Origin of the sequence: Bradyrhizobium sp. S69 (genome assembly GCF_009766005.1) — a bacterium.
GTDB lineage: Bacteria > Pseudomonadota > Alphaproteobacteria > Rhizobiales > Xanthobacteraceae > Bradyrhizobium.
This window is the reverse complement of record NZ_LMUK01000060.1, coordinates 318,569-339,293: the sequence shown is the minus strand read 5'-3', so window position 1 is coordinate 339,293 and position 20,725 is coordinate 318,569. Positions and strand designations below refer to the sequence as shown.

Sequence of the window (20,725 nt, the reverse complement as noted above, 5' to 3'; positions counted from 1 at the left end):
AGTTGCAGCGAATCAGGACGCCTTCTTGCGCAAACTGTCGACGAACTTGATCAGCTCGATGGTCTTGTCGTAGTCCGGGTTGGTCACCGGCTGCCAGGGACGGTTCTTGCCGTCCGACAGCTTCTTGAACGCTTCGGGGTCCTTCTGCGCGGCATCGAGGAATGCCTGCTTGATCGCGGCCTTCATGTCGCCGGGCAGATCGTCCAGATAGGCATAGGGCGAGTTGATGATGAGATCGGACTTCACGATCACACGGAAGTCTTCCTTCTTCAGCGGCGTGCCGTCGCTCGACTTGACCATGTTCTTGTTCAGCATGCGCGTCAGGTTGGAATCGTCTTCGGCGTTCCACCAATTGGCACAGACATCGACGGTGCCCTGCGCCAGCGCCAGCACGGCGTTTTCGTGGCTGCCGGTGAGCACCACCTGAGAGAAGAACTTGTCGGGATCGACGCCCATCTGATCCATCTTGAAGCGCGGCATGTTGTTGCCGGAGGTCGAGTTGGGATCGACCAAACCGAGGTTCTTGCCCTTGAGGTCGTCCAGTTTCTGGTACGGGCTCTTGGCCAGCACGTAGAACACCGAATAATAGCCTTTGGAGCCGTCGGAATTGACATCGATCACAAAGGCGTCGGTCTTGACGCCGGTGACAAGGGCACGCGCGAACGACGCCGGACCGTAATAGCCGATATGGATGTTGCCGGCGCGCTGGCCTTCGATCACCGCGGCGTAGTCGTTGGCCACCCGCAGGGTGACCTTGATGCCGAGTTCCTTCGACAGATAGGCCACGAACGGCGCGTAGCGCTCGGTGACGCCCGAACCGTTCTCGGCTGGAATCACCGCGAAGGTGATTTCCGGATATTTGGCCTTCCAGTCTTCGGCGGACGTGGCGGAGCGGACGAAGGCCAGCGACGCGGCGCCAGCCAGAACAATACGGCGATTGATCATGATGAATTCCCCTGTGGTCGTGAAAAGCTGACGGCCCGCTACAGGCTTGTAGCGGCCGCCCTTGACAGTCGCGTTACTTCAGGCCGCAGCCGCCGTGCCCAGCGCCGGAACGTCGACATTGGCGGGGACATGGACCGGCGCCCCGCCCATGACGTCGTTGGCTTCGAGATCGTACAGTTCGCGCGCGATGTGGTCGGTGAGCATCGCCGGGACGTCGTCGAACACGACGCGGCCGGCCGCCATGCCGATCAGGCGATCGCAATAGGTCCGCGCCAGATCGAGCGAATGCAGGTTGCAGAGTACCGTGATGCCGAAATGCTTGTTAATGCGCAACAGTGCATCCATCACGACCCTGGTATTTCGCGGGTCGAGCGAAGCGATCGGCTCGTCCGCCAGAATGATATCGGGCTGCTGCACCAGCGCTCGCGCAATCGCGACGCGCTGTTGCTGACCACCGGAAAGCTGGTCGGCGCGTTGCGCCGCCAGCGAGGCGATATCGAATTGCTCCAACGCCGACATCGCCAGCGCCCGGTCCTGCTCGGGCCAAAGCTGCGCGAGGGAACGCCAGGCCGGGATTTCAGCCAGCCGCCCCATCAGCACATTGGTAAGGACATCGAGCCGGCCGACCAGATTGAATTGCTGAAAGATCATCGCCGAACGGGCCCGCCATTGCCGCAGCTCCCTGCCACGCAACGCGGTGACGTCCTCGCCTTCGAACAAAATCCGCCCGGAGGTCGGCTGGGCGAGGCGATTGATCATCCGCAGCATCGTCGACTTGCCTGCGCCGGAGCGGCCGATCACGCCGACGAAGCTGCCGGGCGGGATCGAGAACGAGGCATTATCAACAGCGGCCTTGGTGCCAAATCGGCACGTCAAACCTTCGACTACCAGCATCACTTGCTCCAGGAAGCCTGACCGAGGGCTATCTGGTGCTATCGCTAGTCTCCGGATTTTACAGTTATGTGACAGTCGTGCTGCGGCCGCGGCCTTCGTCCACATCCCGCACGCCGTCATCGAAGCGTCACGTTATCGTCATCATGCCCGTCGATGACGGGCGGCAACTGAATCAACCCGCATCACCTGGAAGCCCGCATGGCCGGCAAAAGGCTCTCCGTCGAACCGACGATCGACCCTTCCGCAAAATTGAACGACGTCAAGCTCGGCGCGTACACCGAAGTCGGCGCGCGGACGATTTTGCAGGAAGTGACGATGGACGATTATTCCTATGTCGTGAACGACGCCCAGATCACCTACACATCAATCGGAAAGTTCTGCTCGATCGCAGCGATGACCCGAATCAATCCCGGCAACCATCCGATGCACCGGGCGACGCAGGCGCATTTCACCTATCGCGCCAGCGCCTATTTCGATGGCGAAGCCGATGATGCCGAGTTCTTCGCCTGGCGGCGCGCGCATCACGTCAATATCGGCCATGATGTCTGGATCGGGCATGGCGCCATTGTGCTGCCGGGCCGCAACATCGGCACCGGCGCCGTGATCGCGGCGGGAGCCATCGTAACCAAGGACGTCGCGGCCTACACCATCGTCGGGGGCAATCCGGCACGGGTGATCAAGCGGCGGTTTCCCGAAGCGATCGCGGACCGGCTCGCCGAACTCGAATGGTGGGACTGGGACCACGAGACCTTACGGCTCGCCTTGCCCGACTTTCGAAAACTCGCGGTCGAGGCGTTCCTCGAAAAATATGAAGCTATCGCGCGTGCACAGCGCACGGCTTCTCAGCGACAAAAGGCCGCGTCGTGATGCACATCTTTATCGAAGGCGGCCGGGCGTTGCTCGGCGGGCAAATCGGCGAAGCGTCGATCGAGATCGCCGACGGTAAAATCAGCGCCGTGGACGGCGCGACGGTGCACACTGCCCTCAACATCGATGCCGGCGGGCTTTTGGTGCTCCCGGGCATCATCGATCTGCATGGCGACGCCTTTGAGCGGCAGATGATGCCGCGGCCGGGCGTCGATTTCCCGATCGACGTGGCATTGATCGACAGCGACCGGCAGGCGATCGGTAACGGCATCACCACGGTGTTCCACGGCACCACTTGGTCGTGGGAACCGGGCCTGCGCAGCGGCGACAACGCGCGGCGATTGCTGGAGACCATCGAAGCGCTGAGGCCGCAGCTCGCGGCCGACACCCGCTTCCATTTGCGGCACGAGACCTACAATCTCGACGCCGAAGCCGAGATCGTTGGATGGCTGTCGACGCGGCGGATCGATCTGCTCGCCTTCAACGACCACATGGATTCGACCGTCGGCAATCTCACAAAGCCGCAAAAACGCAGCCGCATGGTCGAGCGCAGCGGCCTCTCCGACCGCGCGTTCGATGCGCTGGTCGAGCGTGTCGTCGGCCGCGCCCAGCTTGTGCCCGCATCGATTGCGCGGCTTGCCGAGGCCGCACGCGCCGCCGGCATCCGCATGCTGTCGCATGACGACAATACGCCGGCGATGCGGCAGGCTTTTCGCGCGCAGGGCGTCGCCATCGCCGAATTCCCTATCAACGAGGAAACCGCGCGCGAGGCGGCCGAGGCGGGCGACTTCATCGTGTTCGGTGCTCCGAACGTGGTGCGCGGCGGCAGCCATACCGGTTGGACCAAGGCCAGCGACATGATCGCCAAGGGCCTGTGCTCTGTTCTGGCCTCGGATTATTATTATCCGGCGCAATTGCTGGCGGCGTTTCGGCTGGTCGCCGACGGCGTGCTGGCGTTACCGGCGGCCTGGAATTTGATTTCGGCGGCGCCCGCCCGCGCCGCGGGCCTTGCCGATCGCGGCGTGCTCGGTGCCGGCCACCGGGCAGATCTCATCCTGGTCGATGACGAACAGCCGCTGCGGCCGCGCATCGTTGCGGTGATATCGGCCGGCCGTCTCGTTCATCTCACCGATGCCAGCCGTCTGAACCGGACCTCGGCGCCGGCGCGCAAGGCAGTTGCGGCGGCGTGATCGCACTCTATTGTGACAATCATGACCAATACGCCGCGCTATGCGCTCTATTATGCCCCCGCACCCCGAAGTGAACTCGGTCGCTTCGGCGCGCATCTGCTGGGTTATGACGCCTTCAGCCACAAGACCTTGCGGTTTCCCGTCGATATCGAGCAGGCCTTGCCGGATTGGGGCGAACTGGCACAGGACCCACGCAAATACGGCTTTCACGCCACGCTGAAGGCGCCGTTCATACTGGCTGACGGCAAGACCGAGGCCGAATTGCTTGCCGCTTGCGCGGAGTTTGCAGCCATGCCCCGGCCTATCCCGGTGATAGCGCCCGTCGTCGGCGCGATCGGCGATTTCATCGCCATCGTGCCATCGCAGCCCTTCGCTGAACTGCAGGCATTGGCCGCCGATGCGGTCAGCCGATTCGATGACTTCCGCGCGCCGCTCACCACAAAAGATCGTGCGCGGCGCAATCCGGAGCGGCTGACGCCGCGCCAGCGCGACTATCTCGATCGCTGGGGATATCCTTACGTGATGGAAGAGTTTCGCTTCCATATGACACTGACGGGCAGACTTCCGGCACAACGGCATGAAGCAGTGCTGGCGATCCTGCGGCAGCGCTTTGCGGCGCTCGACATGCATTCGCTCGCGGTCGATCGGCTGGCGCTGTTCCGCCAGAGCGATTCCCATTCGCAATTCCGGATCGTGCGGCACTACAATCTGACGCAGGCTTAACGCCTGTCAGCGGGCCGCCCCGACCAACATCGGAACCACGCGCAGCGGTCTCTCCGCCTGGCGCTATCAAGTTCTTGATTTGTTCATTTTTCAATGAAAGAATCGCCGAAGACGCGCGAAGCCACCGATGAGTCGCCAATCGAATGACGATCTCGTTGCGGTGACGGACAAATCGCCGGGCGTCCTGCATGCAAGGGGGACTGCTCGTGCTGGCTGCGTTGACCGCTCCATATCTGGATACGCTCAATCCGCAACAGCGCCGCGCGGTCGAGCACGGCGTCACGGCCGATGGCCATGTCGGCACGCCGCTGCTGGTGATCGCCGGCGCCGGATCCGGCAAGACCAACACGCTGGCGCATCGGGTGGCGCATCTCATCGTCAACAATGCCGATCCGCGCCGCATCCTTTTAATGACCTTTTCCCGGCGCGCGGCGTCCGAAATGTCGCGCCGGATCGAGCGAATCGCCCGCAAGGTGTTGGGCGACAAGGCCGGCATCATGACCGACGCGCTGAGCTGGGCCGGCACGTTTCACGGCATCGGCGCGCGATTATTGCGCGAATATGCCGAGCAGATCGGGGTCGATCCCGCCTTCACCATCCATGACAGGGAAGATTCTGGCGACCTGATCAATCTCGCCCGCCACGAACTCGGCCTGTCGAAAACCGAAAGCCGGTTTCCGACCAAGGGAACCTGCCTCTCGATCTATTCGCGCTGCGTCAATACCGAGGCGCCGATCGAACAGGTGCTCGGAAAATTCTTTCCGTGGTGTTCGGGGTGGAGCAACGAGCTCAAGCAATTATTCGCCGCCTATGTCGAGGCCAAGCAGGCGCAGAACGTGCTCGATTACGACGATCTGCTGCTGTATTGGGCGCAGATGATGTCGGAAGCGGCGATTGCCGATGATATCGGCGGCCGCTTCGACCACGTGCTGGTCGACGAATACCAGGACACCAACCGTATCCAATCCTCGATCCTGCTGGCGCTGCGGCCGGGCGGTCGCGGACTGACGGTGGTCGGCGACGACGCGCAGTCGATCTATTCGTTCCGGGCCGCGACCGTGCGCAACATCCTGGATTTTCCGGACCAGTTCACGCCGCGCGCCGAGATCATCACGCTGGACCGCAACTACCGCTCGACGCAGCCGATCCTGTCGGCGGCCAACGGCGTGATCGATCTCGCCAGGGAACGTTTTACCAAGAACCTGTGGACCGAGCGGACCTCGTCGGACAAGCCTCGCCTGGTCACGGTGCGCGACGAAACCGATCAGGCGCGTTACATCGTCGAACGCGTGCTGGAAAACCGGGAAGGCGGCGCGCTGCTCAAGCAACAGGCCGTGCTGTTTCGCGCGTCATCGCACAGCGGTCCGCTGGAAGTCGAATTGACCCGCCGCAACATTCCGTTCGTGAAATTCGGCGGCCTGAAATTCCTCGACGCCGCCCATGTCAAGGACGTACTGGCGTTGCTGCGCCTGATCGAAAACCCGCGCGACCGCGTCGCCGGTTTCAGGGTGCTGCATCTGTTGCCGGGCATAGGTCCTGCTTCGGCGCAGCGCATCCTCGACCAGATGGCGGAAGCCTCCGATCCGATTGATGCGCTGTGCAAGCTGCCCTCGCCGCCCCGCGCCGGCGCCGATTGGAAATCCTTTACGCAGACCGTTGCCGATCTGCGCTATTCGGAATGGCCAGCCGATCTCGAGCGGGCGCGGCTGTGGTACGAGCCGCATCTCGATCGTATCCATGAGGAAGCGGAGACGCGAAAGGCCGACCTCATTCAGCTGGAGCAGATCGCAAGCGGCTATCCGTCGCGCGAGCGTTTCCTCACCGAACTCACGCTCGATCCGCCGGATGCGACCAGCGACCAGGCCGGCGTTCCCCTGCTCGACGAGGATTATTTGATCCTGTCCACGATTCATTCGGCCAAGGGCCAGGAATGGAAATCGGTCTATGTGCTGAATGTGGTCGATGGCTGCATGCCCTCCGATCTCGGCGTCGGCACCTCCGCCGAACTCGAGGAGGAGCGGCGGCTATTATACGTGGCCATGACACGCGCCAAGGACGATCTGCATTTGGTCGTGCCGCAGCGCTTCTTCACCCACGGCCAGGCCGCGCAAGGCGACCGTCACGTCTACGCCTCGCGGACCCGCTTCATTCCGGAACGATTGCTCGGCCTGTTCGAGCGCGCCAGTTGGCCGGCCCAGGCTGCGGCCCAATCCGCGCGCAGCATGGGACCGCGAATCGACGTCGGCGCGCGGATGCGCGGCATGTGGCGATAGATTAACCCGGGCTATGGGCTGGTCCCTGCACCGTCAGGAAATCGATCGGGCCGCCAGGTTCGTCGTCATCGAACACCGCGATCACGAAGCGACCGGTTTTCCAGGCGCGGGTGTCGAGGTTGCTGCGGCCCTCGTACAATTTCGGCCCGTCGGCAAAAGAATCGTGGCCATGCACGACATGATGGTCGCCGAAGCCCGCGGCATATCCTTCCGGATAGCGCTTCCACAACAGCGTCTTTTCGGTTTGCCGGTCGAGCGGCAATTCCGGATCGAGGCCGGCATGCACGTAGATCCGCTGGCGGTCGACGTGCATCAGGGCAAGCCGGTCCAGCCATTCGATATCGCGCGGCGCAACCTTCGACGGATCGCCGCCATATGATTTGAGTGCGGTTTCACCGCCGCGCTCCAGCCAATATGGCAGGCGGGAGGGGTCGCGCAGCGCCTCGACCATCATCGCGTCATGATTGCCCTTGAGCGGAAAGAACGACCACCCACGCGGCGGTCCTGCCAGTAGGAAATCGATCACCGCCTTGCTGTCCGGCCCCTTGTCGACATAATCGCCGAGCGTCACGATGGTGCCGAGCCGGCCGGCGGCGTGCCCGACGATCCCGGCAAAACCGTCGCGCAGCAGATCGATTCTGCCGTGAATGTCGGGAATGACGTAGGTAAAACTCATTAGGTAAAGCTCATGCGGCGCGCCTCGCTCAGCCTTGCGACGGCCGCGTCCTGCCCGCGGGACGAAGGGCGCGTATATTCGAGGCGACGGCCTCGATGCCATAGACCGGCTCGCCCAGCGGCACGCCGGCTTTCAGAAGTCCGTCGCGATAATGGGCGGTGTCGCCGGGCAGCTTCCAGCGGAAATTCTTCAGATGCCGTTCGACGGTGAATTGCGGAAAATGGCCGAGCAGGACTTCGACCGCTTTTACCGCTTCCTCCGACCGCCCCAATTGCGCCAAAGCCGCCGTTCGCAGCGCCAGGACCTGAAGATGTCCGGGGTTCACGTACAGAGCTTCGCGCGCCCATGACAGCGAGGCGTCATATTGGCCGAGAAGGTAATGGCTGAACGCGTTCAACGCCGCCCACCGGTATCTCGGATCGGAGTTGCCCTGCTGCGCCGCCACCGAAAACAGCTCGATGGCCTGCCGATGCTCGCCGCTCACGAGATGACATATCCCGAGAACGCCGCGCGCGCCCATATCGTAGGGGTTGAGCTTGACCGCGCGCTGCGAGGCGTCCATCGCCGCCTCAAAGTGCCCTTCCATCGCGTGCAAATAAGACAGCAGTGAATAAGCAAAGGACGAACGGGGATCGAGCCGCACCGCGCTCTCGGCGTGGCTCATCGACGCCGCCCATAATTCGCGGGTGCTCTTGATCCAGCCGAACTGCACGGCCTGGACCTGGATGAGGCTGAGATAAGCTCGCGCAATCGAAAGCGTCGGATCGAGCGCGATCGCCTCCTCGAACAGGCCGATCGCAGTTTCGAAATCGGCTCTGGTCTGCAGATAATAATGCGACAGGCCCTTGAGGAACCTGTCCCACGCGGTGACATCGTTCGACGGCGAGCGCGACGGCGCGGAAGCTTCCGCGCGATAGATCTCGGCGGCGATCGCGGCGGACAGGCTGGTAGTGATTTCATCCTGCATCGCGAACAGCTCGCCCATGTCCCGGTCATATCGGCCGGTCCACAATTGCTCGCCGCTTTCCGGCGCGATCAGTTCGGCGGTGACGCGAATCTTGCTTCCGGCTCGCCGCACCGAGCCCTGGATCAAATAGGTCGCGTCGATCTCCCGCGCGATCAGGCGCGTGCTCTGCTGGTTGCCTTTGAAGGAGAATGTCGAATTGCGGCTCAGCACCCGATAGAACGATTGCAATGAAAGCGCGTGAATCAAATCCTCGGTCAGACCATCGGAAAAATATTCGTCGGCGCTGTCGCTGAGATTGGCGAACGGCAGCACGCCCACGATCGCCGTGCGATATTGCGCGGCCAGGCTCGACATATCCTTCGAGGTCCTGATCTCCCGGCCGGTCGTTTCGGCGCCGGCCGGCTCCCAGGTCCAGACATGGACCGGTTCGTCGATATTCTTGAAACGGTGACTGCCGGCCTCGATCAGGACGGCGCCGAGATGCTTGCCGGCCTCGTGATAGGCCTTTGCCGAAACCGCCACGCCACCGGGGGCAGCCACCGCTTCGAGGCGGACGGCGATGTTGACGCCGTCCCCGAACACCTCGTCTTCGTCGGCCATCACATCGCCCATGTGAACGCCGAGACGGAATTGCATGGCGCGATCGGCGGGAAGGTGGTTATTCCGCTCAGCCATCAGCATCTGCATCGCGATCGCGGCCTTGACGGCCCCGACCACGCTCGGGAACTCCAGCAGGAATCCGTCCCCGGTGTTCTTCACGACCCGACCGCCATGATTGAGGATGATCGGATAGATCGCGCTCCGATGCGCCTTGAACGTGGCGTGCGTCCCCTCCTCGTCGCCCCCCATCATGCGCGAGTAGCCGGCGACATCAGCGCAGACGATGGCGGCGAGGCGTCTTTCCATATCTTCCCGCGTTCCTGAACCGGCTGCCGACACGGTACGTGGCCGGCCGGCATGATCCCATGGCTTTATAACAAGTGGCTTTATAACATACGGCTGCGGCAGAAAATCAGATGATGATCGAACTGCGACGGTTTGACCTGCCGGCCACCCTATTTCAGCCGGCGCCAGACCGAGATCGGGATGTTCCCGTCCGGCCGCGGCGGTACGCGGTAGCTAAGTTCATCGCCGCTCAACTCGAAGCTGCGCTTCTGCTCGGTTCCCTCCCAATTGGGGAAGGATGCGTTTTCGATTCTGAACGTGATCTTGCCGGCGGCAGGCTCGACAACGATTGTGCCAAAGTGGGTGCTCGAACCCATCACGGCCGCCTGGTACTCGCCCGGCGCCGCCGTCTGCTTGTCGCCCGACGCGAAACGCGGTCGCTCGGCCTTGAATATCTGCAGCGAGTAACGTCCTTGCGCGTCGATCATCAGCAAGCCCCTGGGCGCGGCGCCATAGTCGGGGCCCCGTGTGCCGTCGGCATGCAGCACGTCGGCCGCAACCAGGGTCCAGGTCCCGGCAAGAGACACCACCTCGGCGCGGGCCATGGAAGTAACGCTCATCAAACAGAACAGGCCGACGGCAACGGCTTTCAGCATAGCGACATTCATCCCAGATTCTCCAGATTGGATCTGAACTCCAGAGTTACAGACATTTGAGCTTATTGGAAAACGCAGCCCGTCCGATCACAAAGGTTTGAGTCGGTGCTATCAGTACAAATCCAACATTGTTGTGGGCGACGGCTCAGCGATAGCTGCCGCAAGGTGGTCGAGAGCCGCGCAAAATAATCGCGATAGTCTTAGAGATAGCGGCTCGGCGAGAACGCCGCCACATCGAAGGACGGCTCCGCTCCGGCGATCATCGCCGCGATCGCAGCGCCGGTGGCGGGGCCCGTGGTGAAGCCGATGTGCTGGTTGCCGAAAGCGAGCCACAGGCCGGAATGCCGTGGCGCCGGCCCGATCATCGGCAAACTATCCGGCAGCGTCGGCCGCGACCCGCGCCAGGGTTCGCCGACAGTCTCGCCGAATTGGAGCACGCCGCGCGCGACCTCGGCCACCGCATCGATCTGGACCAACGATGACGGCGCGTCGCGGGCCGTCAGCTCGACGCCGGACGTGACGCGGATGCCCTGCTCCATCGGCGTCATCAGGAAACTGCCGTCGGCGTCATGGATCGGGCGTTGCAACGAACGCACCGGATTGGGCCTGAACTCGCGATGGTAGCCGCGCTCGAAAGCCAGCGGAACGCGATAGCCGAGCGGCCGCAGCAGATCGGCCGACCAAGGGCCGAGCGCGACCACGATATGGCGCGCCGACATCACGCCGTCCGCCAGCACCACGCGCCAGCCGTCGCCTTCCGGCGCGATGGCCTTGATATCCGACTGACTGACCTCGCCGCCGGAGCCCGCGAACATCCGCGCATAGGCCTTGACCACCGCGCCCGGTGAATCGACCGACGCCGTCTGGGTGTGCAACAGGCCGACCTGGTAGACCGGCAGGATGTTCGGCTCGAGCGCCGAAATCGCCTGACGGTCTAGCAGCTGGCTTGCGATGCCATATTCCGCTAGCAGCGCCTGCTCGGCTTTGGCCGCCGCCACGGCGTCGCCGCGCCATGCCTTCAGCCAGCCGGTCTCGCGGATGCGCTGTGCGGCGTCGGCCTTGACGATCCATTCGCGATGCAGCTTCAGCGATGCGCCGATCAGCCCGTGCAGGGCGGTTGCGCGTGGCCTGGTGCGAGACGGTGTGGCGTTGGCCAGGAAGCGCACCACCCAGTCGATATTCCTGATCGCCCAGACCGGATCCCAACGCAGCGCCGGATGGCGGTTGGTCAGATATTTTGGCAGCGCCTTCCAGAGCGAGGGATTGTTGAGCGGCGATATCGAACCGCTGGAGAGAATGCCGGCATTGCCATAGGAGGTTTCGCTGCCCGGCTCCCGCCGATCGACGAGGATGACGGACAGGCCCCGCTGCCGCGCGGCATAGGCCGCCGACACGCCGACGATGCCCGCGCCCAGCACGATCACATCCGCTTTGTTGCTTGTTGCAGCGTCCGTCATCACTTGAACTTACATCAACGTCAGGCTGCCATCCCGACGCTCACGATGCGGCGCCCTGAACGGCGCCGCCGACCAGCCCGCGACGCACCGCCTCCTGATATCCGTCGTCGAGCGCCCCCGACAGCGCGCCCACCAGTTCGTCGATCTGAGGTTTGGTGATGATCAAGGGCGGGCAGATGAATATCGCATCAGGCGCGGCGCGGAGCACAACGCCGCGATCCATCGCGCGCTGCTGGATCAGCGCGCCAATGCCGGCGGCGGGCGGCAGCGGCGTGCGATTGGCCTTGTCGGCAACAATGTGAACCGCACCGATCAGCCCGACACCCCGCGTCTCGCCGACCAGCGGATGGTCGGCGAGGCCTTGCAGCTTCTGCTGCAGATAGGGGCCGACCTTGCCGACCTCGCCGACGATGTCGCGCTCGGCATAGATCTTCAGGGTCTCGACGGCGACCGCCGCGGACACCGGATGCCCGGCATAGGTAAAACCATGGGCGAAGTTTCCGAGTTTTCCCGAATGACGGCTGATCGCGTCCGCAATCTCGTCACTGATGATGGTCGCGGAAATCGGCAGGTAAGCCGAAGACAGCGCCTTCGCCACCGTCATGATGTCGGGTTCGATGCCGAAGGTCTCGCAGCCGAACATCTTTCCGGTGCGGCCGAACCCGCAAATCACTTCATCGGCGATGAACAGGATGTCGTAGCGACGCAGCACCTCCTGCACGCGGGGAAAGTAATCGAGGGGCGGCACGATGACGCCGCCGGCGCCATTGACGGGCTCGGCAATGAACGCCGCGATGGTGTCCGGTCCCTCACGGATGATCAGCTGTTCGAGATTGCCGACCAGCCGATCGACGAAAGCCTGCTCGCTCTCGCCCGGCAGGCCGTAGAGATAATGGCTCGGGCAGTCGGTACGCAGCACGCCGCCCACCGGCAGATCGAAATCAGTATGGTTCGGCTGCAGACCCGTCATGCTGCCGGCAAACACGGTGATGCCGTGATAGGCCCGCACGCGGCTGATGATTTTCTTCTTGCGCGGCCGGCCGATCGCATTGTTGTAGTACCAGACGATCTTGGCCGCCTGATCGTTGGCCTCGGAGCCTGAATTCGCAAACAGCACCTTGCCGAGCCCCTTGGGCACGATCTTCAGCAGCGCTTCGGCCAACTCGATGGTCGGCTCGGTCGAGCGGCCGTTGAAGATGTGATAGGTCGGAAGCTTCTCCATCTGGCGCATCGCGGCCTCCACCAGCCGCTTTTCGCTGAAGCCCAGCGACGTGCTCCAGAGCCCCGCCATCCCCTCCAGATATCGCTTGCCGCTGTCGTCATAGACGTAGACGCCCTCGCCTTTCGCGATCACGGTCGGACCGACGATCTTGTGCTGCTCCAGGTTGGTGTAGGGGTGAATGACGGATGCGATATCACGACCCGCGAGCGAGTTCGGATGAGAGGTCATAGGGGTATCTCCGCAAGGTTCTGATGGCATCGGGCCATCATCATGTCGGACATGATCTTGTGCCACCGGCGTGTGAACAACAATGACAAATTATGCAGGGAACCTATGGCGGTGTGGTGGCCTTCACCCTTCCACAGGGCGCGCCGCCAAAATATCGAAAACAACCCCATGCAAAGTAACCGGCCGCCGGCAGCCGGAAAAGCAACTTGACCCGTCGGGCAAATCACCCTCATAGTTGCATCATTCCGAAAATCTGTAATGCCGTCGGCCTGCCATAGCGGGCGCGTCCGTTTACGATTGCCGCCGAAAATCCTCCCCCCAACATTGAACTGCACCCGCTCGCTGCCGCGAGCGATCGCCCGCGCGTGGCCAGGCCGCGCGCGGGCGGCTTGCGTGCCAGGAAACATCGACATGAACACCGCCTTTTCCGACACCGCCACGACAATGGCGATCGCCGCCACCGAGCCGACCAAAGCCGATGCGGCCCCGCCTCTCGCGCCCGAATGCTCCATCGGGCATCCTGATCCGCAACTCAGCGAACAGCTCATGATGACCGCACTGGGGGTCGCCGATCGCGACGCGATGGATGGCATCCTCCGGCAATTGGTCAGGGCCAGTGCGAGCGGCGGGGGTGCTGACGAGGTCAACCTCTCCTTCATGATTTCGATGGTGAAGAGCCTCAAGCCGAGGGATTCCGTCGAGGCCATGCTGGTGGCGCAGATGGTTTCGATTCATGTGATGACAATGCGGTGTGCCCAGCTCCTCGCGACGGCGGACGACCTCGCCCAACACGACAGCGCCGCGCGCGCCTTGGGCAGGCTCGCCCGCACGTTTCCAGCCCAGATCGAGGCGCTCAACCGCTACCGCAGCCATGGTGAACCTGCCATCACCCTGCAGAACGTGTCGGTCGCGGATGGCGGCAAGGCTATTGTCGGCAACGTCACGCAGCATGCGAAAATGATCGGTTCGGACAAAACCCCGGCTTCCACAGCGCGGAAGCCGCCGAAAGCCGCGGGCCCCAGGCGACGGAGCGCGCCCGCGACCGCCGAGCGGGAAGCACAGGCATGAGCCATCACCTCCGCCATACCGGCCCGATGCTGGCGAGCCCGCGTTGTGGCGCCAAAACCCGTTCCGGCGGCGCGTGCCGCTCTCCGGCGGTGCACGGCAAAAAGCGTTGCCGCATGCACGGCGGCGCACAAGGATCCGGCGCGCCAAAGGCAAACCAGAACGCGCGCAAGCACGGCCTTTTCACCAGGGATGCGATCACCGAGCGCAGGCAGATTCAGGCGCTGTTGGGTGACGCGCGGAAGCTGCTGGAGGAGATGAAGTGATGAGCCGTCATTGCGAGGACGTCGTCAAGCCGTCGTCCAAATCTTAGATATTTTGAGCCAGCCACTTACTTCCGCTGTCATTGACGCCGGCCCATCCCGCAAGGTCGCCAGAGATGTCAACGATGAGCAACTGGTCCTCACTCCCGATGTGCGATTTCAGCCGATCGCGGATCTCGGCCGGCGTATGAGCGCACTGGACAATCCAAACCGTTTCGAGGTGATGCCACCAAGCGCCCAACGACCTGATGGCGTCGATCAGGTTTTCGTAGGCCTCGCCTTTGGGAGGGTGGATATCATAGGCGACAAGGATGGAGGGCAAACCGGCAGTCTTTTCCATCAAACGCTTGAGCGCTTGGTGCTCTGGTCCGCTGGCGCTGCCTGACAGGAATTTTTCGACCTCGATGAACGATACCTTTCCGCCTGATTGCGGATTTGGGCGGTGCATCACGCCGCGCGCGCCAGTGGCAGGATCCCGAGTTAAACTCCAGGAGTCGCCATTGCTGCTTTCGTAAATGAGCTCGCTATGGCTTGGCGCCGCTTTTTCGTCGATTTGCTTGCCAAGCACATAACTAAACGCGCCTTGAAGAGGATATTTGCGCATCAACTGGAACTGGACTTCCGGGTTCTTCTTCCAGATGGCCATTTCGGCAAAAGCGACCGTGATCGTCCCGTCGCGGAACGGATAATCCCCGGGCTCCTGAACGTTTAGATCGTTCCAAGATACGTACATGGCAAATCAATGGGGCGGGCGCGGTTCCGTTCCACCACAATCTACGAACCCGAGCGAATCCTGAAGAGAAGGGCCCGGTCAAACGGCCCGTGAATGTTCCGATCCGGGACCGGGGGCTAGAGCGGGATGACTTATCTTCGAATCGCCATCCCGCTCTAGTCTATTGTTTGAGCATGAACTTTTCGGAAAACCGGTTTCCACTTTTCCGGATCATGCTCTCATTCAACGTGATTTTTGGGCTCGCGCCACCGCAATTGGCAAGCATCTTGCTTCACCAAATCCGTCAGATTCGAAGAATCGAGGATGGATATGAACTTTGCGAAGATGTTGCTCGTCGCTCTTCTCATCGCGGCAGGCGTGAATGCAAGCAAAGCAGCCATTCGGATTGCTGATGATCGCGGCGGCAAGATCGGGAACTATCTCGATCGATATGCGGCCCTTCGCACGTCCGGCGAGACTGTCGTCATCGACGGCCTGTGCCTCTCCGCATGCACCATCGTTCTCGGCTCCGTTTCTCACGATAAGATATGCGTCACCTCGCAGGCCAATCTGGGTTTCCACGCCGCGTACGATCTCGACGCGAATGGCCGAACCGTCCCCAACCGCGAGGCGACGCAGATGCTTTATTCGCATTATCCCTCTCCGGTACGGCGGTGGATCGCCGCGCGCGGCGGCTTGACATCCCAGGTGCTCTATCTGCGCGGCAAGGAGCTGATGAGCCTATACCGACCCTGCTATCTCGACGCCCAGGCGTCCTCGGCACACTGATACGCCGCGCGATCGGCTACGCCTTGCGGGGAAAACTCCTTGCGACGCCCAATCAATTGACGTGAAGTTGCACGCCCGCGCGCTTTTGCAGATAGCCAAGCACACTGAATAGATTCCTGGCTTGCGGGTTTCCGCGCGGACCGAACATTCGGATGAGGCTCTTGGGCGGTGCGCCGGTTGCCTGACCCAGCTTTTCAAAACCAACCGTCGCCTTGATGCAATCGCGCAGAATGGTCTTGCCGGCATCAACATCGCCACTCAGCATCGCATTGATGCCCTCGCGCAGAAGCGCCTCGGCGAACTTCTTGTCGGTCTTGACCCGGCCCCGAACCAATTCTTTGAAAGGTTTTGCTTTCGCCATCGTTCGTCTCCGTTCAGCGCCGTCCGCGTTTAGCTTTTTTGTAATCCTGCCAATAGCCATGCGCTGCCTCGATATCCGCTGCTGCCGCTTCTTCGTTCCACCGGTCAGGCAGCGGAATTGCGCGCCAAAAGCTGATTGCAGCTAGACCGTCGCACAATTCCAGATAGATTGGAGCTGGCTAAGGTTCTTCCATAGGGGGTGACTGTGAACAAAAAAGTTATATGGGGTTTACTGATTGGGATTATTTGTTGGATCTCTCCGGATGGCGCCTTCGCCTCAACTGAGGACGATCACCTCCTGGCAATGATGCGCAAGCTCGAAGCGCGCGTCGAAGCTTTAGAAGCAAAGAATTCGCAATATCGTGATGAAATTGCTGAAGCACGGCGGACGGCCAAGGTCGCAGTCGAAAAGCTCAAGTCAGCCTCAACAGCGTCATCGCCAGTGCGAGATAGTTACGCAAGTTACCCCGACAAGCTGCTGCCCAAAATTGTAGAGCCCCCTGTTTGGTCAGGCGCATATTGGGGAGCGTCGGCGGGCGGCGGGGTTACAAAATCAAGAGTGACGTCAAACGAGCAATTCAGTGAAAACTTTCAATCCAACTCTTACCCCTTCAACGTAAACGGCGAAAACATGACCGATACCTCGGGTCCAGGACATCGAGGAGGCGCCATGATCGATTTATTTGGCGGTTGGAATTTCCAAATATCACAAGCTTTCGTCGTTGGCGGCCAACTCGAAGCCTCGGTATCTGACCTGAACTTCAATTCGGCCGGCACCAGGACATACAGCTATTTTAACGCAGCGGGACCAACGGGACAAACGGCGGTAGAGGATTTCCGTCCGCAGGTTTCCTCGAATTGGATGGCGTCGGCGCTTTTTCGCGCCGGCCTCCTCGTAGACGCAAAGACCCTGATTTATGGGATCGGTGGGGTGACCCTGGCTGAATTTGAAGCCCGTAACCTCGCAGACAATTCGTTTTATCAGCTTGAAGAATCTTTCATGGCGACCGGCTGGACGGCTGGAGCGGGTATAGAGCGAAAACTCACTTCCGACTGGAGTGTGAGGGCCGAATATCGATATACGAACTTCGGCAGTCAAAGCTCTAACGGCCAGTTCAATTTTCAATCGACTGGCCCGCTTGCTGGGACTCAGCCCTATCAGCGACAGGCTCAGTTTGAACAATCGATGCAAGTCGGCCGGATAGGTGTTGCCTATGCTTTTGGTGACCTTCGGTAGTTCGAGACGCCGAATGACGACGACGGGCGAGGCGGGATAAGCACGATGATGGTATCAGTCATCAATTGAGTGCACTGGCACCGTAATTTGCATGGCTATATGATGTGATGATGCGACCGCGCAGATAAATGCACTCGTCGACTAACGCCTTCTGCTCATCAGTCAGCATATAATCCTCGGCACAACGATCAGGATATTCGGAAGATTGTAAGACTCTGGCTTGGCTTTGCGGTGCGGCCCTGATTGAATTGGGCCGGGTCGGCAGGGGTACATCATGACAGCAATTATCGGGTTTTTCGGGGCCGTACTACTTGGAGCCTTGGGTTGGTTCGCAACTTCTTTCGTCGCGACTCCAATTCGCTCATTTTTCGATCTGCGGAAAGAGGCACGGCGCCAGATGCTCCTTTTCGACGAACGGGACGTTGTCGTTTATCTGAACGAAGAAGGCGAGCCGGAGGACGCGCAAGAAGCACAAAAAGCCAGAGACAAGCTGTCCGCAGCAAAAAGGACCATCAGGGACCTAGGATCACAGCTGATAGCCTTCGCTGAGAGCGAGCCTGTAGCAGCGATGGCCCTTAAGATCCTGGGATACCGAGCAAGGCAAGCCGGTGAATATCTTATTGGACTTTCGGAACATCTTGCGGCGTGGGGCCCTGAAGAGCAGCGGTATAAGATTTCCGCAGAAGCCGCTTTGGGCTTCAAGAGAGCGCCGCGGGGAGTTGCACATTGATCTATGAAAGTGGCCCATGGAAAGCCCAATTGCTCCGAGATGCTGGGCGCTTAAGACGAATAGCTGAAACCAGGTTAGACGTTGAACAGCCGGCGCAAGTCGATAAAGCAATGGTTGCCTTTGAGAGGCTTGTTTTTCTAACCGCTTACTCAATGCGAAAACTTTGGGAATCTGGAAAGCTATCGACAAGTTGGCCTAAGAACCGCCTGCCCTGTAATCGACTTCCTAACTCCGGAAGCGTGCCGGATCGATTGAATTGGCACGACTTGGATCGACATTACGACATGAACTTCGACGAGCCCGTCATGATGCCCGCAGATGAATTTTGCAGTCGCATTGTTCACAGCTTCATTTTCCTCCCCGTCATCAATATCCAGGGTTCGATCGACTCGTTTTATTTCACGTCTGACACCCATCGCAAAAAGGCGCTTTGGATTACCGGGGTCGCTGACGTTGCTCACCTGATCACGGTTACTGGTAAAGATTTTCCGAGTACCGGCGTCTTTAAACGGGCCAATAACGGGGAGTTGGTTGTCTGGTCTGGGCACGGAGACCCGCCAAAACACATGAGGTAAGTCGCGGCCGTTGGGCATCCTGTAGCCTGCATTCCTGGCTTCCGATAATGAGAGTTGTTGGAAGTCAGCCGCTGTAAGCGCTAGTGCCGGGTCACAACCAGACGTTAGTCTGGGATGGACTCCCCCCTTCCACATCGGTCAAAATCGGAAGCGGGGGGATTCTGATGCTGAGAAAGGTGGTTGCCCTGGAGTTCGTGCGCCAAATGGGCGCCGGTCGAACCTGTCCGCTCCTGGTCAATTGCGAGAAAGCAGACGGGTCGGTCATCTCCGTTGTCGCCAAATTTTCGGACTTCTGCGAGCAGCGCGAAACCCATCTGGCTCGGGAAATAGTCGGGGCGTGCTTGGCTGGTGACCTCGGCTTGCCGGTGCCAGAACCTATGCTCGTCGAAATCCCGGCCGGCTGGAGCGAAATCGTGCCGGATGCGCCCTTGAGGGCGCGAGTAGCGGCGAGCAGCCCCCTCGCTTTCGGATCGACGCTGATGACAGGCGGCTTTTCAGCCTGGACCCCGAACACACGGATAAAGGAGGCCATGTACGAAACGGCCGCCGCCGTGTTCGCCTTCGACGCAATTATCCAAAACCCGGATCGCCGTACCGCTAACCCTAATTGCCTTGTCCGGGGGGAGGATATCCGGATTATCGACCACGAACTGGCATTCGCCCATCGAGTTGTACTAGGGTGGAGACCTCCCTGGGCCCCGGGAGGGCTTAACTGGTTGGAGACAAAGGGAAGTCATATATTTCTAAACGATTTGAAGCGCTCTCTCCTGGATTTTGCTCCAATTCGGCAGCGTTGGAGTGCTCTTGCCGATGATCGGCTGGTCGAGTATCGAGCAGCGGTTCCACCTGAATGGGCTCACGTCGCGGCCGACGTAGATTCCGCGTTGAAGCTCATTCGAGACGCTCGAGACAACATCGACGCGTGTATAACTGAAATCCGACGGGTACTGTCATGAAGGACATGCAGCAATACGGCTTCGTAATCCTTCGCTACGTTCACGACGTGCTGACGGCTGAATTTATCAACGTTGGCGTGGTTCTGTACGTGCCGTCTCAGGGCCGCGTGATCGCCAAGACGAGGAACACGATGGGGCGCCTCCGGGGAGTTTTCCCGGACCTAGATCGCGCAGCGTTCAACTCCGCCATGTCGAGTGTCAGGCACGGTTTTCGAAAGATTGCCAAGCGCAAGTCCACCGCAGGTCTGTTTACGTCTCATGACTCCGTACTCGCCATAGCGAAGGAAGCAGTCCCCCACGACGACAGTTCGCTGCAGTGGTCGTCTGTTGGCGGCGGTCTCACTGGCGACGTCCAAGAGACCTTCGATCGTCTCTACAATCAATTTGTGGCTCGGTATGATCATAGGTCGTCGCACCGCCGAACTGATGATGAGATATGGCGTCCTGTGCTTGCTAAGCTCGAAGAACGAAATTTGGCGACAAAACTGCACGAAAAGGTGATCGCCGGATCCTTGGACGACGTGACATTCAAGCACGCATGGAAGAACGGACAGTGGCACGTTTATGAGCCAGTCTCGTTCGACCTAGCAGAGGCTGATAGTATAAAGGGAAAAGCTCGAGAATGGCTCGGTCATCTAGCCGCGGTCGTCGCCGACGGAAAGACTGAAGCTTTCAAGCCGCATTTCTTCGTGGGGGCACCTTCTGACCCACGTTTGAATGCAGCTTATGAGGTGGCGAAGAAGATACTGAGCCAAGCACCAAATAACCCTGAGGTTTTCGAAGAAGCCCAGTTAGACGAGTTCGTTTCTCAGATTGAGGACGAAGTGCGGGCGCACGACGCTCAGTAAGGGTGCCCATTCGAGGCTGACCCAGATGTGGGCCAACGAAGAACTGACGCGCCGCGCCGTTGAGATCATTCGGCGCCTGCCGGGAGAGGCAGAATACGCTCGGCTTATACCAATTAAGCTAGAAGGTAACGGCAGTTCGTGGGTGCCTAGGCAGCACAACTGCCACGCCAACGTCGCCACAGTCGTCAGTTGGTATGAGGGCCTAAA

At 60.7% G+C, this 20,725-nt stretch carries 23 protein-coding genes; 13 read left to right on the top strand and 10 right to left on the bottom strand.

Annotated elements, in window-relative coordinates; translation table 11 throughout:
* Window positions 1-12: 12 nt before the first annotated feature.
* Together phnD and phnC are read right to left on the bottom strand one after the other, a co-directional pair.
* Window positions 13-945, bottom strand: coding sequence for a phosphonate ABC transporter substrate-binding protein (phnD, locus tag GSQ88_RS33270; protein WP_159012478.1), 933 nt, complete (start codon window positions 943-945; stop codon window positions 13-15).
* A 78-nt stretch (window positions 946-1,023) separates the two neighbouring features.
* The gene (gene phnC / locus GSQ88_RS33265) at window positions 1,024-1,839 is read right to left on the bottom strand and encodes a phosphonate ABC transporter ATP-binding protein (RefSeq protein WP_159012477.1); all 816 of its coding nucleotides are present in this window, start codon (window positions 1,837-1,839) and stop codon (window positions 1,024-1,026) included.
* A gap of 198 nt (window positions 1,840-2,037) precedes the next feature.
* Between phnC and GSQ88_RS33260 the strand changes: the two genes are divergently transcribed.
* The 4 genes from GSQ88_RS33260 to GSQ88_RS33245 all read left to right on the top strand — a co-directional run bounded on the left by GSQ88_RS33260 (window position 2,038) and on the right by GSQ88_RS33245 (window position 6,892).
* Window positions 2,038-2,706: a transferase hexapeptide repeat family protein gene (locus GSQ88_RS33260; RefSeq protein ID WP_159012476.1), complete on the top strand. Its 669-nt coding sequence runs from the start codon at window positions 2,038-2,040 to the stop codon at window positions 2,704-2,706.
* Window positions 2,703-3,896: an alpha-D-ribose 1-methylphosphonate 5-triphosphate diphosphatase gene (locus GSQ88_RS33255; RefSeq protein WP_159012475.1), complete on the top strand. Its 1,194-nt coding sequence runs from the start codon at window positions 2,703-2,705 to the stop codon at window positions 3,894-3,896. The genes GSQ88_RS33260 and GSQ88_RS33255 overlap by 4 nt, the downstream gene beginning before the upstream one ends.
* A 21-nt stretch (window positions 3,897-3,917) precedes the next feature.
* Window positions 3,918-4,619: a DUF1045 domain-containing protein gene (locus GSQ88_RS33250; protein WP_159012474.1), complete on the top strand. Its 702-nt coding sequence runs from the start codon at window positions 3,918-3,920 to the stop codon at window positions 4,617-4,619.
* 206 nt (window positions 4,620-4,825) lie between these two features.
* Window positions 4,826-6,892 (top strand): ATP-dependent helicase, encoded by a 2,067-nt coding sequence (locus GSQ88_RS33245; protein ID WP_502706787.1) that lies wholly within the window; start codon window positions 4,826-4,828, stop codon window positions 6,890-6,892.
* 1 nt (window position 6,893) lies between these two features.
* Here GSQ88_RS33245 and GSQ88_RS33240 read toward each other — a convergent pair whose 3' ends face one another.
* The 6 genes from GSQ88_RS33240 to GSQ88_RS33215 all read right to left on the bottom strand — a co-directional run bounded on the left by GSQ88_RS33240 (window position 6,894) and on the right by GSQ88_RS33215 (window position 13,396).
* A complete protein-coding gene (locus GSQ88_RS33240; protein WP_159012472.1) occupies window positions 6,894-7,568 on the bottom strand; it encodes a metallophosphoesterase in 675 nt (224 codons plus the stop codon).
* 28 nt (window positions 7,569-7,596) lie between these two features.
* The gene (locus tag GSQ88_RS33235) at window positions 7,597-9,441 is read right to left on the bottom strand and encodes an adenylate/guanylate cyclase domain-containing protein (RefSeq protein ID WP_159012471.1); all 1,845 of its coding nucleotides are present in this window, start codon (window positions 9,439-9,441) and stop codon (window positions 7,597-7,599) included.
* 149 nt (window positions 9,442-9,590) lie between these two features.
* The gene (locus tag GSQ88_RS33230; protein ID WP_159012470.1) at window positions 9,591-10,076 is read right to left on the bottom strand and encodes a lipocalin-like domain-containing protein; all 486 of its coding nucleotides are present in this window, start codon (window positions 10,074-10,076) and stop codon (window positions 9,591-9,593) included.
* 200 nt (window positions 10,077-10,276) lie between these two features.
* On the bottom strand, window positions 10,277-11,533 hold the full coding sequence (locus GSQ88_RS33225; protein ID WP_159012469.1) for an NAD(P)/FAD-dependent oxidoreductase: 1,257 nt from the start codon (window positions 11,531-11,533) through the stop codon (window positions 10,277-10,279).
* A 40-nt stretch (window positions 11,534-11,573) separates the two neighbouring features.
* Complete coding sequence (locus tag GSQ88_RS33220) at window positions 11,574-12,983, bottom strand: aspartate aminotransferase family protein (protein ID WP_159012468.1); 1,410 nt, start codon at window positions 12,981-12,983, stop codon at window positions 11,574-11,576.
* Entirely contained in the window at window positions 12,980-13,396 is a 417-nt protein-coding gene (locus GSQ88_RS33215) for a hypothetical protein (protein WP_159012467.1), read from the bottom strand. The genes GSQ88_RS33220 and GSQ88_RS33215 overlap by 4 nt, the downstream gene beginning before the upstream one ends.
* Between GSQ88_RS33215 and GSQ88_RS33210 the strand changes: the two genes are divergently transcribed.
* On the top strand, window positions 13,395-14,051 hold the full coding sequence (locus GSQ88_RS33210; protein WP_159012466.1) for a hypothetical protein: 657 nt from the start codon (window positions 13,395-13,397) through the stop codon (window positions 14,049-14,051). The genes GSQ88_RS33215 and GSQ88_RS33210 overlap by 2 nt on opposite strands.
* Complete coding sequence (locus tag GSQ88_RS33205) at window positions 14,048-14,314, top strand: HGGxSTG domain-containing protein (protein ID WP_159012465.1); 267 nt, start codon at window positions 14,048-14,050, stop codon at window positions 14,312-14,314. Before GSQ88_RS33210 ends, GSQ88_RS33205 begins: the two co-directional genes overlap by 4 nt.
* 43 nt (window positions 14,315-14,357) lie before the next feature.
* Here GSQ88_RS33205 and GSQ88_RS33200 read toward each other — a convergent pair whose 3' ends face one another.
* Window positions 14,358-15,044, bottom strand: coding sequence for a hypothetical protein (locus GSQ88_RS33200; protein WP_159012464.1), 687 nt, complete (start codon window positions 15,042-15,044; stop codon window positions 14,358-14,360).
* 309 nt (window positions 15,045-15,353) lie between these two features.
* On the opposite strand from GSQ88_RS33200, the gene GSQ88_RS33195 reads away from it, so the two are divergent.
* The gene (locus tag GSQ88_RS33195; protein ID WP_159012786.1) at window positions 15,354-15,812 is read left to right on the top strand and encodes a hypothetical protein; all 459 of its coding nucleotides are present in this window, start codon (window positions 15,354-15,356) and stop codon (window positions 15,810-15,812) included.
* A gap of 52 nt (window positions 15,813-15,864) precedes the next feature.
* Here the strand turns inward: GSQ88_RS33195 and GSQ88_RS33190 are convergent, their stop codons facing one another.
* Entirely contained in the window at window positions 15,865-16,173 is a 309-nt protein-coding gene (locus GSQ88_RS33190; protein WP_159012463.1) for a transcriptional regulator, read from the bottom strand.
* 204 nt (window positions 16,174-16,377) lie between these two features.
* On the opposite strand from GSQ88_RS33190, the gene GSQ88_RS33185 reads away from it, so the two are divergent.
* From GSQ88_RS33185 to GSQ88_RS35445, 6 genes are all read left to right on the top strand, one after another.
* A complete protein-coding gene (locus GSQ88_RS33185; protein WP_159012462.1) occupies window positions 16,378-17,409 on the top strand; it encodes an outer membrane protein in 1,032 nt (343 codons plus the stop codon).
* Window positions 17,410-17,683: 274 nt separating this feature from the next.
* Window positions 17,684-18,139: a hypothetical protein gene (locus GSQ88_RS33180; protein ID WP_159012461.1), complete on the top strand. Its 456-nt coding sequence runs from the start codon at window positions 17,684-17,686 to the stop codon at window positions 18,137-18,139.
* The gene (locus GSQ88_RS33175; protein ID WP_159012460.1) at window positions 18,136-18,714 is read left to right on the top strand and encodes a hypothetical protein; all 579 of its coding nucleotides are present in this window, start codon (window positions 18,136-18,138) and stop codon (window positions 18,712-18,714) included. The genes GSQ88_RS33180 and GSQ88_RS33175 overlap by 4 nt, the downstream gene beginning before the upstream one ends.
* A gap of 164 nt (window positions 18,715-18,878) precedes the next feature.
* Window positions 18,879-19,670 (top strand): HipA family kinase, encoded by a 792-nt coding sequence (locus GSQ88_RS33170; protein ID WP_159012459.1) that lies wholly within the window; start codon window positions 18,879-18,881, stop codon window positions 19,668-19,670.
* Window positions 19,667-20,518 carry a DUF3037 domain-containing protein gene (locus GSQ88_RS33165; RefSeq protein WP_159012458.1) on the top strand — a complete coding sequence of 284 codons (852 nt, stop codon included), beginning with the start codon at window positions 19,667-19,669 and terminating at the stop codon, window positions 20,516-20,518. Before GSQ88_RS33170 ends, GSQ88_RS33165 begins: the two co-directional genes overlap by 4 nt.
* A 25-nt stretch (window positions 20,519-20,543) precedes the next feature.
* Window positions 20,544-20,725, top strand: a 182-nt coding sequence (locus tag GSQ88_RS35445) for a hypothetical protein (protein ID WP_210253952.1), incomplete at its 3' end; no start/stop codon positions are given.

Excerpts from the sequence above, each read along its gene's own strand:
- phnD (WP_159012478.1), bottom strand. The coding sequence starts at position 945 with ATGATCAATCGCCGTATTGTTCTGGCTGGCGCCGCGTCGCTGGCCTTC.
- phnC (WP_159012477.1), bottom strand. The coding sequence starts at position 1,839 with ATGCTGGTAGTCGAAGGTTTGACGTGCCGATTTGGCACCAAGGCCGCT.
- GSQ88_RS33260 (WP_159012476.1), top strand. The coding sequence starts at position 2,038 with ATGGCCGGCAAAAGGCTCTCCGTCGAACCGACGATCGACCCTTCCGCA.
- GSQ88_RS33250 (WP_159012474.1), top strand. The coding sequence starts at position 3,918 with ATGACCAATACGCCGCGCTATGCGCTCTATTATGCCCCCGCACCCCGA.
- GSQ88_RS33240 (WP_159012472.1), bottom strand. The coding sequence starts at position 7,568 with ATGAGTTTTACCTACGTCATTCCCGACATTCACGGCAGAATCGATCTG.
- GSQ88_RS33235 (WP_159012471.1), bottom strand. The coding sequence starts at position 9,441 with ATGGAAAGACGCCTCGCCGCCATCGTCTGCGCTGATGTCGCCGGCTAC.
- GSQ88_RS33230 (WP_159012470.1), bottom strand. The coding sequence starts at position 10,076 with ATGCTGAAAGCCGTTGCCGTCGGCCTGTTCTGTTTGATGAGCGTTACT.
- GSQ88_RS33225 (WP_159012469.1), bottom strand. The coding sequence starts at position 11,533 with ATGACGGACGCTGCAACAAGCAACAAAGCGGATGTGATCGTGCTGGGC.
- GSQ88_RS33220 (WP_159012468.1), bottom strand. The coding sequence starts at position 12,983 with ATGACCTCTCATCCGAACTCGCTCGCGGGTCGTGATATCGCATCCGTC.
- GSQ88_RS33210 (WP_159012466.1), top strand. The coding sequence starts at position 13,395 with ATGAACACCGCCTTTTCCGACACCGCCACGACAATGGCGATCGCCGCC.
- GSQ88_RS33215 (WP_159012467.1), bottom strand. The coding sequence starts at position 13,396 with ATGTCGATGTTTCCTGGCACGCAAGCCGCCCGCGCGCGGCCTGGCCAC.
- GSQ88_RS33205 (WP_159012465.1), top strand. The coding sequence starts at position 14,048 with ATGAGCCATCACCTCCGCCATACCGGCCCGATGCTGGCGAGCCCGCGT.
- GSQ88_RS33200 (WP_159012464.1), bottom strand. The coding sequence starts at position 15,044 with ATGTACGTATCTTGGAACGATCTAAACGTTCAGGAGCCCGGGGATTAT.
- GSQ88_RS33195 (WP_159012786.1), top strand. The coding sequence starts at position 15,354 with ATGAACTTTGCGAAGATGTTGCTCGTCGCTCTTCTCATCGCGGCAGGC.
- GSQ88_RS33190 (WP_159012463.1), bottom strand. The coding sequence starts at position 16,173 with ATGGCGAAAGCAAAACCTTTCAAAGAATTGGTTCGGGGCCGGGTCAAG.
- GSQ88_RS33180 (WP_159012461.1), top strand. The coding sequence starts at position 17,684 with ATGACAGCAATTATCGGGTTTTTCGGGGCCGTACTACTTGGAGCCTTG.
- GSQ88_RS33170 (WP_159012459.1), top strand. The coding sequence starts at position 18,879 with ATGCTGAGAAAGGTGGTTGCCCTGGAGTTCGTGCGCCAAATGGGCGCC.
- GSQ88_RS33165 (WP_159012458.1), top strand. The coding sequence starts at position 19,667 with ATGAAGGACATGCAGCAATACGGCTTCGTAATCCTTCGCTACGTTCAC.